The organism is Marivirga lumbricoides, assembly GCF_014636295.1.
GTDB lineage: Bacteria > Bacteroidota > Bacteroidia > Cytophagales > Cyclobacteriaceae > Marivirga > Marivirga lumbricoides.
This window is the reverse complement of record NZ_BMEC01000015.1, coordinates 147,247-163,619: the sequence shown is the minus strand read 5'-3', so window position 1 is coordinate 163,619 and position 16,373 is coordinate 147,247. Positions and strand designations below refer to the sequence as shown.

Genomic DNA, 16,373 nt, shown 5'->3' with positions numbered 1-16,373 from the left:
TAACCTGGAAGTACTCAAGAATGCCTTCAGGCAAAAACAACTCAATTAAACCCTGATCCACTTTAACTTTTTTTTTGTGCAAAGTTAATCCTTCATCTATAAATCCCCAGATTTTCAGATTGATCCACTATTGTCAGGTCACTTCAAGTTTGAACTAACTCTTAAGTATAAAATGCAGCAGGTAGAGGTAATTAATTGCTGGCATTGTGCTTTCATAACTCATTTAGTGGTATGAAAAATTGAGGTGTTCCACATACGTCTCTAAATACTTGAGAAATTAATAACCGTCTTCTCTCTCTATATAAGTCTGGCTATTTAATAAAATCAAAAGTAGCTGAGGGTTTAAGGTTAAAAAGTAGCGTATAATTTATATGATTTTATAATGCTGTATTTATCCTCTTAGTATTTTTCAAATTACTGATTTTTAGAAATCGATTGCGTAACTTGATTTAACTTTTTATATTTCATCCTTAATGGAGACTTATATGATGAAATTTAGAAAAGTAATAGTTCGAATATTGGTGCCAATTGTCTTTTTGGTATCCGCATGCCAGGTAAATCCGGAAAGCAAGAGTGAAGAGGCTGATGATGTGGTGGGGAATAGGCAAACATATTACCAGAACCCTATTTTAGCAGGATGGTATCCTGACCCTGCTATCACTGATGATGGGAAGGGGAATTTTTACATGGTTCATTCTACCTTTGCTTTTTATCCGGGAATCCCTATATTTCATAGTACGGATCTGGTTAATTGGAAGCAAATTGGCCATGTACTGGAAAGACCGGAACAACTGGATTTAGAAGGCTTTGGAGTGTCTCGTGCTATCTTCGCACCTGACATCAGTTATGATAATGGAATTTTTTACGTTACTTGTACGGTGGTAGATGGACAAGGTAATTTTGTGGTTACCGCAACTGATCCTGCAGGGGAATGGTCAAACCCAGTATATTTGCCGAAGGTGATTGGTATAGATCCGGGCTTATTTTTTGATGAAGATAAAACTTACTTAGTATATAATAGTGATGCACCTGATAACAAGCCTCTTTACCAGGGGCACAGAACCATCAGAATGGTAGAGTTCGATAAAGAGAATTTAAAAGTGATAAGTGAGGATAGAATTCTTGTAAATGGAGGGGTAGATATTTCTACTAAGCCAATTTGGGCTGAGGGACCGCGAATTTACAAGTTAAATGGCTATTATTATTTGATGACTGCTGAAGGCGGAACAGCAGTTAACCATTCAGAAATGATTTACCGCACCAAGGATATTAATGATGACTTCATTCCTTATAAAGACAATCCTATTCTGACGCAGCGCTCCTTAGATCCTGGCAGAAAACACCCAATAACCTCTGCAGGCCATGCTGATCTTATACAGCATCCGAATGGAAATTGGTATGGAGTTTTTCTTGCTTGCAGAGATTATGATCAGGACCACTACAATACAGGGAGGGAGACCTTCATGGCACCGGTAAAATGGGTTAATGATTGGCCTGTTTTTGATCTTGAAGGTGAAGAAATCAGATATAAATATGATTTACCGGAAGGGGTGCTTGTTGATACTACCTTATTCCCACTCAATGGAAATTTTTCATTTACTGATTCCTTCGAAGATTCTTTAGGTTACCACTGGTACTTTTTAAGAACGGTGAAAGACCCCTGGTATTCTGTTGGGGAGAAACTTGGCTTTTTAACATTGGAAACTCGTCCTGAAACTATTTCTGGAGAGAGTAATCCTAGTTTTATAGCACACAGACAGCAGCATCAGAAATTTTCAGCTGAGGTTTCGCTTGCGTTTAAGCCTACTGATCAGAATGAAAAAGCTGGAATTGTAGCTTTTCAAAATGAAACGCACTATTATTTCTTAGCTTTAGCCCAGGAAAAGGGGAAAATGTTTGTGCAGGTTTTAAAAGGAGGTGATGATGGTGAAGAATTAGTTGCTTCAAAGGAATTAGAGACAGATTCTGATGGTTTGATCAGGCTTAAAATTAGTTCTGATGTAACAAGCTATGCGTTTCATTTTGCCACAGATAACGATAACTGGGAGCTATTAAAAGAAGGGCTTGATTCGCGCTATTTAAGCACCAGAGAAGCTGGAGGATTTGTAGGGGTTAGTTTGGCTATGTATACAAGCTCATATGGTAAAGAAAGTGAAGCCAGGGCGCATTTTGGCGAGTTTACCTATAGCGGTAATGATGCGATGTTCAAATGAAATGATTTGTTAATTAACTGAGTAAATGAGTAAAATAGGTTGACTAGTGACTAGTCCTAAAAAAAAAATCCCTCAGCAAGTTGCTTTGCTGGGGGATTTTTATTTCTGCTGATTATAAACTTTTATAATGAATCGGCACTTACCATAGCATCAATTGTTTTTATGGTTCCATCATTATTGTATTGAAGTTCTGTAGCTTTTACACTCCTCAAATGGGTTTGACCTCCGGAAAGTGAGCTATCATGAAAAAACAGGTACCATTTTCCTTTGTATTCCACGATAGAGTGGTGATTAGTCCAGCCTAACACAGGTTTTAGAATAACTCCTTCATAGGTGAAAGGTCCATAAGGATTGTCGCCAATGGCATAAGCTATGTTATGAGTATCTCCTGTAGAATAAGAGAAATAATACTTGCCCTGATAAGTGTGCACCCATGCAGCTTCAAAAAATCTCTTTTCATTATCTCCTGTTAAAATCGGCTTTCCCTCTTTATCCAGAATCTTAATGTCTTTTGGTGTTTCGGCAAATTCCAGCATATTATCAGAAAGCTTTGCTATTTTAGCACTTAAGGCAGGTGCGTCATTAGCAGGATAATCATCTACCTCAGAGTAAGCCCCGCTAGTCCACTTTTGAAGTTGGCCGCCCCAAATACCACCAAAATACATATAATAGGAGCCGTCTTTATCTTTAAATACTGCCGGGTCAATGCTAAAACTTCCTTTCATGGGTTTTTCTTCAGCGCTAAATGGACCTGCCGGACTGGAGCTTTTAGCGACCCCCATTCTAAAAATGCCCTTTTCATCTTTAGCAGGGAAGTATAAATAATAGGTACCATTTTTTTCTGCTGCATCCGGTGCCCACATCTGTCTTTCAGCCCAGGCCACATCTTCAACATCAAGTACTTTGCCGTGGTCAGTCACTTTTCCTTCAATGCTATCCATAGAAAATACATGGTAATCTTTCATGTTAAAGTGACTGCCTAAATCGTCCTCCGGAATACCGGATTCATAGTCATGAGAAGGATATAAATATATTTTGCCTTCAAAAACATGAGCTGAAGGATCAGCGGTATACAAATCTGTAATTAAAGGTTTAATGGATACATCTACCTCTTCGGTTTTTGTGGTGATCGATTCTTCAGCAGAATCTCCAGTGTTATTCTCCTGCTGAGATCCGGAACAACTTACAATAAATGATAATGCTGCAGCTTGAAGCATTATAAATGGTGCTTTCTTCATTTTAAAGTGGTTTAATTAATTTGATTTAATAGTGAATACTAAAATAAACAGATTCTATCACATGTTTATGTATTCGTAATAGTGTTTATTAAAAGTAGAGAATTAACCCAGAAAACGCAATCGATTTCGTTTTAAAATTATGGCAATCGATTTCAATGTGCTTCATTAAATTTGAATTTACAAGAGATATTAAATACTTTAAGTATTAAAAGCGGTCAATTTGTAGCTAATGAGGCTATTTTGAGTGAGAGTTAAGCTCCATAAAATAATTGAAAAATTTTACGCAATCGATTTCATAAATAAAATTTTTATGTATCTTTAATTCTTGAAACTGAAATACAGACTATTTCAGTAAATGCCAAATTTTATTTTTCATAATAAAAAATAAACAATATGACCAATCAATTACTACTATTAAGAGGGAATACATTAAAGCAACATCGATTGCTTTTAAGTATGTTCCTGTTTTTTGCATCAGTCTTTTGCGCCAGTGCGCAAACGATTACAGTGTCTGGTACAGTTGCTGATAAAGAAGGGCCTCTGCCTGGTGCCACTGTGTTAGTAGAGGGTACATCCAATGGAACTGTAACAGATTTGGACGGAAGATTTTCAATTTCAGTTGATTCTGATGGAGTACTAAAAGTGAGCTATCTTGGCTATGCCACTCAAAGTGTAGCTGTTAATGGAAGAACTAACATTGACATTAAACTAGAAGAAGATTTACAGCAATTATCCGAAGTGGTTGTTGTAGGTTATGGTGTAGTGCAGCGTAAGGAATCTGTAACTGGTTCCGTTGCTTCTATACAAGGAGATGCTATACGTGACGTGCCTGCAGGTAACGTCTCTGAATCACTTCAAGGAAGATTACCAGGAGTAGAGTTTGCAAAAACTTCCTCCAAGCCTGGCGCTACCAGGCAAATTAGAATTCGTGGTACTCGTTCTTTAACGGCCAGTAATGATCCTTTGATTGTGCTTGATGGTATTACTTTTTCAGGATCACTTGCTGATATCAGTCCCAATGATATAAAAAGTGTAGACGTGTTGAAAGATGCCTCTGCTACAGCAATTTATGGTTCCAGAGGTGCTAACGGAGTTATTTTAATAACCACTGAAAGAGGGCAAAGAGGACAGCAAGCTCGTTTGAGTTATAATTCATTTACCGGAGTTCAAACTCCATTTTCTGAATTTCCAATGATGGATGGTCCGGATTTAATAGCTTTAAGAGAGGCTGCAGGTCAGTTTACAAATGGAGCTGATGAGTCAAATGATACAGATACAAATTGGCAAGACTTGTTTTATGAGCCGGGTATCATTACTAATCATGATATAGGTATATCAGGAGGAAGCCAAACTGGTAAATATAACTTTGGAATTGCCTATTATAAAGAGGAGGCTGTTATCCCTTCTCAGGAATATGAAAGGATTTCATTGCGTGGGAGCCTTGATCAGCAGATAGGGGATTATTTTTCAATTGGCTTTACAACTAATAATAATTATTCAGTTTCAGATGGCTTTAATTTAGGATTATATGGGGTTTTAAGTAGCTCACCCTTAGCAAGCCCTTATAATGAAGATGGCTCCCTTAAAAGAGTTGTAAGTCTGGCTGCTGATGATCAATGGGTTTATACGAAAGAATCGGTAAACAATATTGGAGATGGTTGGATAGATAGAAACAATTCGTTTGGTACTTATAACAGTCTTTATTCAGAGTTGAGCATCCCTGGGATTGAGGGTCTTAAATACCGTGTTAATCTAGGGTTAAATCTAAACATGACAAGAGATGGAGAATATACCGGTAGCGGAGTATTTAGTGCAACTGAAGATAATTTATCACAGGCTTCCGTAGCTAATACAATTAACACAAGGTGGTTGGTTGAAAACCTTTTGTCCTACGACAGGAATTTTGGAGAGAAACATAATTTGAATTTGGTAGCACTGTATTCTGCGGAAGAAACAGAATACAATAGATCATCAGTAGTCGCCAGGGATATACCTGCAGATTACCTTCAATTTTATAATCTTGGCCAGGCAAATGGTGAAATCTCAATTAATCCTGATGCACAAGATTATCAAAGATATGGTCTAATGTCATGGATGGGACGAGCAATCTACTCTTATGATAGCCGCTATCTATTTACGGCTACCATAAGATCCGATGGTTCATCAAGGCTCGCTGATGGAAAAAAGTGGAATACATACCCAGCGGTATCTTTGGGCTGGAATATTACTGAAGAAAACTTCATGCAGGGAATTAACAGCCTCAATCTATTAAAAATACGTGCCGGTTATGGTGAAACATCAAATCAAGCCATTGCTCCTTATGCAACATTAGGTAGTCTTAGCACCAGGCCTTATAACTTTGGCAATGATATTTATAGAACAGGTTATTATGTAACGCAATTGCCTAATGATGATTTAGGGTGGGAATATTCAACCACCTGGAACATAGGTCTGGATTTTGGATTATTGCAGAATCGCTTAACGGGTACTGTTGAATATTATAAAACGAATACTAAAGACATTCTATTAGCTGTTAGTTTACCTAGTACTTCTGGAGTAAATAGTTATACAGCAAATATAGGAGAGACTCAAAATAAGGGGGTAGAACTTTCTCTTAATGCCATTATTCTTGATAACCAGGATGGATTTACCTGGGAAGTAGGAGCCAATTTATATGCTAATAGAAACGAGTTGGTCTCACTATCTTCAGGGCAGGATAGAGATGAAGGAAATGGCTGGTTTGTAGGACATCCGATCAATGTGATCTATGACTATGAGAAGATCGGTCTATGGCAGCAGGAAGATCCATACCGTGAAATTCTTGAACCTGGAGATAATGTAGTAGGATCAATTAAAGTTAAATATACTGGTGAATACAATGCTGATGGAACACCAGTCAGAGCAATTAGTCCTGATGACCGTCAAATATTAGATACAAACCCTGATTTCCTTGGAGGATTTAATACACGTTTGGCCTACAAGGATTTCGATTTAACTGCAGTGGGAGCATTTCAAAGTGGAGGGATTATAATTAGTACACTTTATGGCTCAACGGGTTATCTTAACTTGTTAAGTGGCCGTAGAGGGAATGTAGATGTAGATTACTGGACCCCTGAAAATACGGATGCAGATTATCCTAATCCCGCAGGAATTAGAAGTGGAGACAACCCTAAGTACGGAACCACATTAGGTTACTTTGACGCTTCGTATCTTAAAATAAGGACGATCTCTTTAGGTTATAACTTTAATCAGAACCTACTTGAACGCATTGGAATTAGCAGGTTTAGAATTTATGCTACTGTGCAAAACCCTTTCGTATTATTCTCACCTTACAATAGAGAGTCAGGAATGGATCCTGAACCAAATTCTTTTGGTGATGAAAATGCAGCTACTACCGGCACTTACCAAAGTAGATTGCTAACTATCGGTACAAACACACCTGCTACGCGTAATTATTTGCTAGGAATTAATTTAACATTTTAAAAGTTTGCTATCATGAAAATGAAAAATATATATAAATCAGGCTTGTTAAGATTAGCCTTACTTATTGCGCTTTTCTCAACAAGCTGTACTGATATACTTGAAGAAGAACCACGTGATTTTTTCGAGCCTTCTTTCTTTCAAACTGAGGAGGGTGTAAGGGGTGGTTTAACTTCATTGTACGCTCATTTGAGATACATATACGGTCAGGCTTATTATTACAACACTCATCTTACAGGCACAGATGAAGTTACTTATGCACAAAGTGCAGATCAAAACTTTACTGTAATGGACATGACTGGACAAGGAGCAATTACACCAGAAAACAGTAGGTCCGATGCATTATGGGGAGTAGCCTTCTCCAATATAAATACTGCCAGTGGCATTATTGAAAATGCTGCAGAAGTAGGGATTTCAGATGAATTAATTGCGGAGGCCAGATTTTTCCGTGCTTTCGATTATTTTTTATTGGTTCAAACTTTCGGAGGAGTACCTCTAGACTTAGGAGCCGGAGTATTGACGTTTAATACCAATCCAGTAAGAACTTCTGTAAGAAATACTGTGCCTGAAGTATATACAGTTGGTATTTTCCCAGATTTAATACAGGCAATTGAAGACTTGCCTGAGATGCCTAGATTAACAGGAACTGTTACTAAAAATGTCGCACGTCTTTATTTAGCGAAAGCCTATCTTACTTATGCCTGGTGGCTTGAGAACCCGAATGGAATTCCTACCTATCCTGAAGCATCAAGGACTGACCCCGATGGAAATGATGCGCAATATTATTTTCAACAGGCTTATGATTTAGCATTAGCAGGTATAAATAATCCAGGACCCTATTCGCTTCAAGCAACGTATTATGATGTTAATGTTGGAACAAATGATCGTAATAGTGAAATAATGCTTTATGCTGATCATACTGAGACAAGTGAATTTTATAATGCAAGTAGCCTTAGTTACTCTAATGGTGAAGCACCAGAGAATTTTGCAGGATGGATGATGACCTGGAATTATACTACGCTGCGAAGTAGTTCCTCTCCTAATGAGTGGGAGCCAGTAAGCTCCGTTCAGCGTGAGGCTTCTCAAGATTTGGGGAGGCCATGGACACGGATGTGCCCTACAATAGAGGTAGTTACTAATACCTTTGCAGACAAAACAAACGATTCCAGATACGATGGTACATTTACCTATATTTTCAGAGCTAATTTTGATAAGGCAGGACTCTCAGGCCCACTTTACAATGCTAATTTTCTTGAAATTAATCCCGGAGACCCGGTTTTCACGATTTTAAAAGAAGAACCAAGTACAGCTATTGATTACCCTGAAGATGCTGGAAACAGCAATATTGGTGCGGGAACACTCCCCGGTAGAGCAGATTTTGTTATTTCCCCTAGTGCAATCAGTAGACTGAAATATCCAAAACTATGGAAATTGGGTACTTTTAGGACTGATAATAATGGAGGATTAGGTCAGCCAAATGCTGCAAGCACCAGACCTTTCAATATAGCTAAATTTTCGGAATTCTATTTTATAGCTGCCGAAGCGGCTGTTAAAGGTGCTTCAGGCGCAAGAACAGCCCGGGATTTAATCAATGTAATAAGAGCAAGAGCTGGTGTTTGGAGATGGGATAACAACGGTAATGAAGCAAAAATAGAAGATAATAGTGCTGCAATGGTTGCTGCTACACCTGGTACAATAGATATTGACTATATTTTAGCTGAACGATCCAGAGAATACTATGGAGAAGGATACAGATGGTTTGATTTAGTCCGTACACAAAAGTGGGGAGAAATTGCCTCTACTTACTCAATTTGTGGAAGTGCGCCTGGTGATCGCACCCCTCAAACTTTTACACGGGATATTGAGCCATACCTTTATTTACGTCCTATTCCGCAAGGACAAATTGACGGCATGGAAGGAGTTACAGACTTGTATCAAAATCCTGGGTATAATCAATAGTGGGTAGTTTAAATATTTAATTTAGTTAAGGTTAATAATAAATAATTTAAAGACAATTGTTAGTAGTTTAATTTTCAATAGTTTTAGATCGGTAAAAGCCACCAGTTTAGGTTCTGGTGGCTTTTCTATTCGTACTTTTTCGGAAACAAAGATTGTTTTAGCTGAGATGAACAAAAACATACTATACAAAGGTTGTCGATCAATTAGATCTAATGATTTACCTTACATTACTGCTGATGGAAAGACCTTGTTTTTCTATGACAAACACTTGATGAATGGCCTAAAAATACCCTATGCTAATTCTGAAATAAGTTTTACACTTAGAAGTGCCAAGTGAAATTACAACTACTGATTATGAGGGTTAATTAACAGGGACTTATTTTCTCTCTAAGACCACCTTTTATTGATGTGTAGTAGTGATTATGGTCTATAAAATGAGCTGGAATAATTATCTTAATGGTGAATTATCAGGTATAATGAACCGAAATAAAAATTGAAACAAAGAAGTTATAAAATCAAAACCAGATGAAAAAAACTATAATCTTAATACTTTCCTTGACGTTTACGCTTTCTCTTTTTGGACAAAAGAAAGCTACTAATGTGGAAATCAATGCGCAAAATGTAAAAGATACCATAAGCAGACATATCTACGGTCATTTTGCAGAACACCTGGGCCGAGGTGTATATGATGGAATTTATGTAGGGGAATCTGCGAAGATTCCTACTACATATGGTGTGAGAAATGACATTATTGAGGCTTTAAAGGAACTGAAAATACCGAATTTAAGATGGCCGGGTGGTTGTTTCGCAGATACTTACCACTGGAAAGATGCTATTGGCCCAAAAGAAGATAGAAAAGCGATTGAAAACATGTCCTGGGGAGGCTACAGGGAAGATAATAGCTTTGGTACCCATGAATTTCTGAACCTGTGCGAATCGCTTGGTGCTGAACCCTATTTAGCAGTGAACATGAATTCAGGTTCTGTAGCTGAGGCTGTTGATTGGAAACAATATGTTAACCATAAAAACGGATCAAGTTACCTGACGGATCTTCGGAAAGAAAATGGAAGGGAAAAACCCTGGAATGTTAAATATTGGGGAATAGGCAATGAATCATGGGGTTGTGGAGGAGAAATGACTGTTGATTATTATGTCAATCTATACAAAAGATATGCAATTGCCATGGCAGGTAATGACATGTATAGGATTGCGGTAGGGCCCGGAGAGCCGGATTATAATTGGACAGAAGTGCTGATGAAGGAAATTCCTTTACGATTGATGGAGGGAATATCAGTGCACCATTATTCAGTAATTGACTGGTCTGAAAAAGGCTCGTCAACAGCGTTTTCTACTGATGAATATTTTCAAACGATGGCCAAAGCCTGGTTTATGGAAGAGTTCATCACCAAAAACAGCGAAATTATGGATCAATATGATCCTGAAAAGAAGGTAGCTTTAATAGTAGATGAGTGGGGTGGCTGGTACGAAACTGACCCTGAAGGAAATGGAGCTTTGTATCAGCAAAACACCATGCGCGATGCCATGATTGCAGGGGTCACTCTGAATGTTTTTAATAACCATGCTGATAGGGTAAAAATGGCTAATCTGGCGCAGACAGTAAATGTTTTGCAGGCAATTATACTCACCGAAGGACAAAAAATGTTGCTTACACCAACCTACCATGTAATGGAAATGTATAAGGTGCATCAGGATGCGGCTCTCTTACCGATTGAAATGAATTCAGATGCAATGTATAGCAGAGGTGATAAAGAAATTCCAGCACTTTCAGTTTCTGCCTCTAAAGATAAAGCAGGTGTTACACATGTTTCCATAGTAAATATTCATGATAGTGAAAGCCAGGAGGTAAATTTCATGTTAGCTGATTTGAAAGGTAAATCAGTTTCTGCAGAAATTTTACAATCTGAGAAATTACAGGATCTAAATGATTTCGATAATCCTGATAAAGTAGCTCCTAAAGTATTTAAGGGTTTCAAAAGCAGACAGGGTCAAATCAATATGAATATTCCTCCTTTTAGTGTAGTAGTTTTTGAAATTAAGTAATAATCAAATGAAAGTTTTTAAAAAACGTTTAACATTATTTTTTCTTTTACTCCCGTTATACTCTGCCTTTGCTCAGGTAAAATTGCCTCAGCTGGTTAGCGATGGAATGGTATTACAACGTCAGACAGAATTAAAAATATGGGGTTGGGCTTCACCGGGAGAAAAAATAAGTATTGAGTTTAGGAAGAAGAAATATAGTGGGCAGGCCGATAAACATGGGAATTGGCAAGTGATGTTGCCTCAGCAAAATGCGGGTGGTCCTTACTCAATGAAGATAAAAGGTAAAAATGAAATCAAACTGGAAAACATTTTAATTGGGGATGTGTGGCTGTGTTCCGGTCAATCAAATATGGAGCATTTTTTTGGTGTACACCAGGAGCGCTTTGCAGAAGAAATCAGCCAGGCAAGCAATACCGAAATAAGACAATTTAATATTCCTATGACTCCTGTACTCACCGGCCCGCAGGATGATTTTCCTGTAATTCAATGGAAAGCTGCAACGGCTGATAATATCCTGGAATTTTCTGTAGTAGCTTATTTCTTTGCTAAAAACCTGCATGAAAAATATGGAATTCCTATCGGAATTATCAAATCTACTGTTGGTGGCTCTCCTATTGAAGCATGGATCAGTGAGGAAGGGCTGATGGAATTTCCTGGTATCATGAGCACAGTTGAACGCAATAAGGATACTGCTTTCGTTTTTTCTGAAAATAGAAAGGCCGATGCAATCAATCAACAGATTGCCGAAGAGCGTCCAAAAGATGAAGGGCTTACTGGTGAAAAGCATTGGTATGACCCTTCTTACCAACCAAAAGACTGGAACAGGATGAACATTCCCGGCTTCTGGGAAGATCAGGGAGTTCAAAACCTGGATGGTATCGTGTGGTTCCGTAAGGAAATAGAGGTGCCTGCCCACATGGTAGGCAAGCCGGCTAAAGTGAAATTGGGACGTATTGTGGATGCTGATGAACTGTACATCAACGGAAAAAAGGTAGGCAATACCAGCTATCAATATCCACAGAGGAGGTATGATGTCCCTGCTGATCTCTTAAAAACCGGCAAAAATGTTTTTACCATCCGCCTGACAAATTATTGGGGAAAAGGAGGGTTCGTGACAGATAAACCTTATTATTTAGCCACAGAAAATGACACCATCGATCTAAAGGGCTACTGGGATTATAAAATCGGATCTGTTTTTCCTAAAACCAAGCGCAATCCCGGAGGTATTTCTATGCGCCATCAACCAGCTAGCTTTTATAATGGCATGATTGCTCCTGCCACCAACTATAAAGTGAAAGGCTTTGTGTGGTACCAGGGTGAAAGCAATGCCGGAAGGCCTTACACTTACGAGGCACTCCAAAAGGCACAAATTAAGGACTGGCGTAAAAAGTGGAATAACGAAAAGCTTCCTTTTCTATTTGTACAGCTTCCTAACTTTATGGATGCTAATTACCTGCCTTCAGAAAGCAATTGGGCAGCTTTACGTCAAGCGCAGCTCAATGCGCGCAGTGTACCGAACACAGGGATGGCAATAGCCATTGACTTGGGGGAATGGAACGATATCCACCCGGGCAATAAAAAACCAGTTGGCGATAGGTTAGCCCTGGCAGCGCAAAAGCTGGCTTATGGAGAAACCAATGTCGTTTCTTCGGGACCACTATTCAAATCGGCCTGGATGGAAGAGGGGAAAGTTATTCTAACATTTGATCATGTAGGTAGCGGATTAATAGCAAGAGATGGGAAGCCCTTACGATGGTTTGCGCTGGCCGGTGCGGACAGAGATTTCCAATGGGCGGAAGCAAAGATTGAAAATACTCAGGTGGTTTTATCTTCTGAGGAAGTGAAAAACCCTGTTTATGTGCGTTATGCCTGGGCGGATAATCCTGATCAAGTCAATTTTTACAATTTAGAGGGCTTACCGGCATCACCTTTTGAAGCAGAACTTCCGGCAGCCAAACAACGGTGGTATGGAAAGAAAGCAGCTGTTGTGCTCACTTATGATGATGCACTGGAAGTTCATTTGGATAATGCAATTCCTGCACTTGAAGAGAGAGGCTTTGTAGGTACCTTTTATTTATCTGCCAATTATGAAGGCAGCGAAAACCGCATTGCTGATTGGAGAAGAGCCGCACAAAAAGGCCATGAGCTGGGGAACCACACTTTATACCATCCTTGTGATAATAGTGATGGCACCAGAAACTGGATTACCCCTGAAAATGACTTAGCCAATTACACTACTGCTCAAATAGTGCGGGAAGTTCATATGACCAATGTTTTCCTCAAGGCTTTGGACGGAAAGAGCGAACGGACTTTCGCATACACTTGTGGAGATACTGAAACTTCTGAAGGCTCATTTGTAGAGGCAATAGAAGATCAGTTTGTAGCACTCAGAGGTGTGCATGGAGATGTGAACCGTATTGGTGAAATGGACTTCACCAGCCTTAATTGCTATGTGGTAGATAACAGCAATGCTGATCAGTTGGTAAAATGGGCGGAAAAAGCCAAAGTGGGAAATGCACTTTTAGTTGTATTGTTTCATGGCGTAGGCGGTGGCCATCCTCTCAATATTGATTTAGACAAGCATAATGCATTTCTGGATTACCTAAAGTCCAACGAGGAGGATTTTTGGGTAACTACTTTATTGGAGGCAAGTAAGCATGCGAAGGAACATAAAAAATAGCAAAATGGATAAGTGGAGGATTGTTGTCCTATTTTTAGGCCTACCCGTTTTTAGCTTTGCACAATTTTCTCAGGCAGAAAGGGATAGCATTTACAGGTTATCTGTAATCGATCACCAGCAAATGAAAGAGCAACTGGGAATAATAGCACCTAACAGGCCTGGTCCTTCAGGCAATCCTGATGATCCAAATGCTGCCAATACGGATGAAAAGAATGTGAGAGATTACCAACTTCCTGATCCACTAATACTGAATAACGGAAAAAAAGTGACCACTTCGGAAGGCTGGTGGCAGAAGAGAAGACCAGAATTAGTCAGGCTTTTTGAAGAGGAAATGTACGGAAGAGTTCCGGAAAATGTGCCAACCGTTGCGTGGAAAGTGGAATACGTGAAAGATACTGTTGTGGGTAATTTTCCAGTGAAAGAGAAAATGCTTTCAGGTGTGGTGGACAATGCCGCCTATCCTGAAATTGAAGTGAAAATCAAAATGTTACTGGTTACTCCCGCTGATGCCAATGATCCTGTACCCGTTGTCACAGAACTGGGCTTTATCCGTTGGCCATTTGGCGATCCGCCCCAAAGGACAAATTCATTATTTTCCCCTCACGAGCCTGAATGGAAAGAGCAATTAATTACCCAAGGCTGGGGCTTTGCCATTATTAATACTTCAAGTATTCAGGCGGATAATGGAGCAGGATTGAGGCAAGGTATTATAGGTTTGGTAAATAAAGGGGAGCCCCGAAAACCTGATCAGTGGGGCGTACTGCGTGCCTGGGCATGGGGAGCAAGCAGAGCCATTGATTATTTTGAAAGGGATTCTGATGTTGATACCAGTCGGCTGGCCATTGAAGGTCTTTCCCGCTATGGAAAAGCAGCCCTGGTGGCTATGGCTTTTGAACCTCGCTTTTCTTTAGGCTTTATTGGTTCTTCCGGTGCAGGCGGTGCTAAAATTTTGAGAAGAAATCTGGGTGAACAGGTTGAAAACCTGGCTTCCACTGCAGAATATCATTGGTTTTCCGGCAATTTTATTCAATATGCCAGCACAAAAACGGTCGATGATTTGCCTGTGGATGCTCATGAACTTATTGCATTATGTGCTCCCCGACCTGTTTTTATCAGTGCAGGTTCTCCTTTTGTGGAGGGGCAGTGGATAGATGCCAAAGGTACTTTTGTGGCAGCTGTACATGCCAGCCCTGTTTATGAGCTTTTAGGGAAAGAAGGCTTAGGCGCTGCTACATTTCCATATATAGGAACGCCTATAGTTTCTGGAGAAATTGCTTTCCGGCAGCATGCAGGTGGCCACAGCACCGGCCCCAACTGGAGTACCTGGATTGCCTGGGCCAGCAGGTACTGGGAGGAATGATACATTTGAGAAGAAACTACGGTATTATTTATCTCTGGAGAATAGTTTACAAGAAGTAATACTATAGTTAAACCTTATTTACAGCTATATTATAAACTATTAATTCAAAAATTCAATTTGATTGTAAAATATTATATGTTTCAATGATTTGCATTATTTGTTTTTAAGTTATTACTTGAACAATTAAGCGAATAATTATTCAAACATAAAAAAGATTAAAATGAAAAATTTCTTGTTTACAACCTGCTTTATTCTTGTCTACACATTAAGTTATGCTCAGGATGGCCCTCTCTACGCAGTACAGTTCAAAACGGATGGAGGAGTATTACTTTCTACTCAAAATATTAGCGCACCTAAAGATTCAAAGGCCAGTAATATCGAGTTCTTCACAGAGAGTGAAGAAAACCCTACTGCATATTTTCCATTTGGAAGTATTAAAGAACTAGGTAATGAATTCGATATGCTCAAATTGTTTTCTGACAATATCCCATTCAGCTATGATGTATCTTCTACAAAATATTATCTTTCTTTTATGAAAGAGAAAACAGCTGGTAATAATTTTGTTATTCAACTAGCAAATGTACCTGTGGTAGAAAGTATTGATAAATCCAGTTCTATGTATTTTTTGCCTACAAAGTTTGAATCAAAAGTGGATGTGGAAAAGCTCGTGAAGAAGCTAAAAGCAAATTTTGACCAGAATTACTATGATAAATTTGTTTCTTTTGGAGTTAAGTAAGTGTTACTTCTGACATATTATTATGGTATACTTAGCATGGGATGGTGTGTAGTGCCATCCCGTAATTCTGAGGCTGCTGAAGGATTAATAATTGAAGTAAATGGGCAGTATTTGGGACTGTAACATGGTATAATGACTTCTGATATAGATACATGTACATGAACTGGGGGTAATAATGAAGAATTAATCTACCTGTCTAGTGGAAATGATAGCTGAGAGCAATAAGGCTTTCAAAATAAAATATTAGAAGTAAAAGCATGGCTTGAAACAATAGCTATGTGGTAGGTTAGATTATTTTAGTTGGGTTTAGCAACTTGATACGATGGACCACGAATCACTTCGATTATCCTACTGACTATAGCCTCAGAGTTAAATCCCCTCCATTCCAAAACCAAATTAATCACCCTCTTTCTCAATCCATTCACAGAACCTTATTTTCCTCGATGTTAAATGTTCAATATGTTCTGTCTGAAGATAAATCGACCATGTAAGATTTTGTAAAAATATTATTTTTCCTTTCAACTGAAAAAGCTGCTTCTGCTCTAATAAATCATTTGAGTTATAATTAATATAATATATTTAAATCATTTGAGTTATAATTAATATAATATATTGATTGTCAATTCAATAAAAAGCATTTATTAAC

General features: G+C 38.7%; 8 protein-coding genes. 7 read left to right on the top strand and 1 reads right to left on the bottom strand.

Going from position 1 to position 16,373, the window contains the following annotated elements; all coding sequences use genetic code 11:
* Positions 1–485 precede the first annotated feature (485 nt).
* Entirely contained in the window at positions 486–2,213 is a 1,728-nt protein-coding gene (locus IEV85_RS21095) for a glycoside hydrolase family 43 protein (protein ID WP_229712681.1), read from the top strand.
* A 122-nt stretch (positions 2,214–2,335) separates the two neighbouring features.
* Here the strand turns inward: IEV85_RS21095 and IEV85_RS21090 are convergent, their stop codons facing one another.
* The gene (locus IEV85_RS21090; protein WP_229712680.1) at positions 2,336–3,451 is read right to left on the bottom strand and encodes a glycoside hydrolase family 43 protein; all 1,116 of its coding nucleotides are present in this window, start codon (positions 3,449–3,451) and stop codon (positions 2,336–2,338) included.
* 393 nt (positions 3,452–3,844) lie between these two features.
* On the opposite strand from IEV85_RS21090, the gene IEV85_RS21085 reads away from it, so the two are divergent.
* From IEV85_RS21085 to IEV85_RS21060, 6 genes are all read left to right on the top strand, one after another.
* Positions 3,845–6,934: a SusC/RagA family TonB-linked outer membrane protein gene (locus IEV85_RS21085; RefSeq protein ID WP_188467250.1), complete on the top strand. Its 3,090-nt coding sequence runs from the start codon at positions 3,845–3,847 to the stop codon at positions 6,932–6,934.
* 12 nt (positions 6,935–6,946) lie between these two features.
* The gene (locus IEV85_RS21080; protein WP_188467249.1) at positions 6,947–8,890 is read left to right on the top strand and encodes a RagB/SusD family nutrient uptake outer membrane protein; all 1,944 of its coding nucleotides are present in this window, start codon (positions 6,947–6,949) and stop codon (positions 8,888–8,890) included.
* 525 nt (positions 8,891–9,415) lie between these two features.
* Positions 9,416–10,951 carry an alpha-N-arabinofuranosidase gene (locus IEV85_RS21075; protein WP_188467248.1) on the top strand — a complete coding sequence of 512 codons (1,536 nt, stop codon included), beginning with the start codon at positions 9,416–9,418 and terminating at the stop codon, positions 10,949–10,951.
* 7 nt (positions 10,952–10,958) lie between these two features.
* On the top strand, positions 10,959–13,631 hold the full coding sequence (locus IEV85_RS21070) for a sialate O-acetylesterase (RefSeq protein ID WP_188467247.1): 2,673 nt from the start codon (positions 10,959–10,961) through the stop codon (positions 13,629–13,631).
* Positions 13,632–13,635: 4 nt separating this feature from the next.
* Positions 13,636–14,991 (top strand): glucuronyl esterase domain-containing protein, encoded by a 1,356-nt coding sequence (locus IEV85_RS21065; RefSeq protein WP_188467246.1) that lies wholly within the window; start codon positions 13,636–13,638, stop codon positions 14,989–14,991.
* A gap of 220 nt (positions 14,992–15,211) precedes the next feature.
* On the top strand, positions 15,212–15,727 hold the full coding sequence (locus tag IEV85_RS21060; RefSeq protein WP_188467245.1) for a hypothetical protein: 516 nt from the start codon (positions 15,212–15,214) through the stop codon (positions 15,725–15,727).
* Positions 15,728–16,373: the final 646 nt, after the last annotated feature.

Bases quoted from the DNA above. Each gene is read 5' to 3' on its own strand.
- IEV85_RS21095 (WP_229712681.1), top strand. From the start codon at position 486: ATGATGAAATTTAGAAAAGTAATAGTTCGAATATTGGTGCCAATTGTC.
- IEV85_RS21090 (WP_229712680.1), bottom strand. From the start codon at position 3,451: ATGAAGAAAGCACCATTTATAATGCTTCAAGCTGCAGCATTATCATTT.
- IEV85_RS21085 (WP_188467250.1), top strand. From the start codon at position 3,845: ATGACCAATCAATTACTACTATTAAGAGGGAATACATTAAAGCAACAT.
- IEV85_RS21080 (WP_188467249.1), top strand. From the start codon at position 6,947: ATGAAAATGAAAAATATATATAAATCAGGCTTGTTAAGATTAGCCTTA.
- IEV85_RS21075 (WP_188467248.1), top strand. From the start codon at position 9,416: ATGAAAAAAACTATAATCTTAATACTTTCCTTGACGTTTACGCTTTCT.
- IEV85_RS21070 (WP_188467247.1), top strand. From the start codon at position 10,959: ATGAAAGTTTTTAAAAAACGTTTAACATTATTTTTTCTTTTACTCCCG.
- IEV85_RS21065 (WP_188467246.1), top strand. From the start codon at position 13,636: ATGGATAAGTGGAGGATTGTTGTCCTATTTTTAGGCCTACCCGTTTTT.
- IEV85_RS21060 (WP_188467245.1), top strand. From the start codon at position 15,212: ATGAAAAATTTCTTGTTTACAACCTGCTTTATTCTTGTCTACACATTA.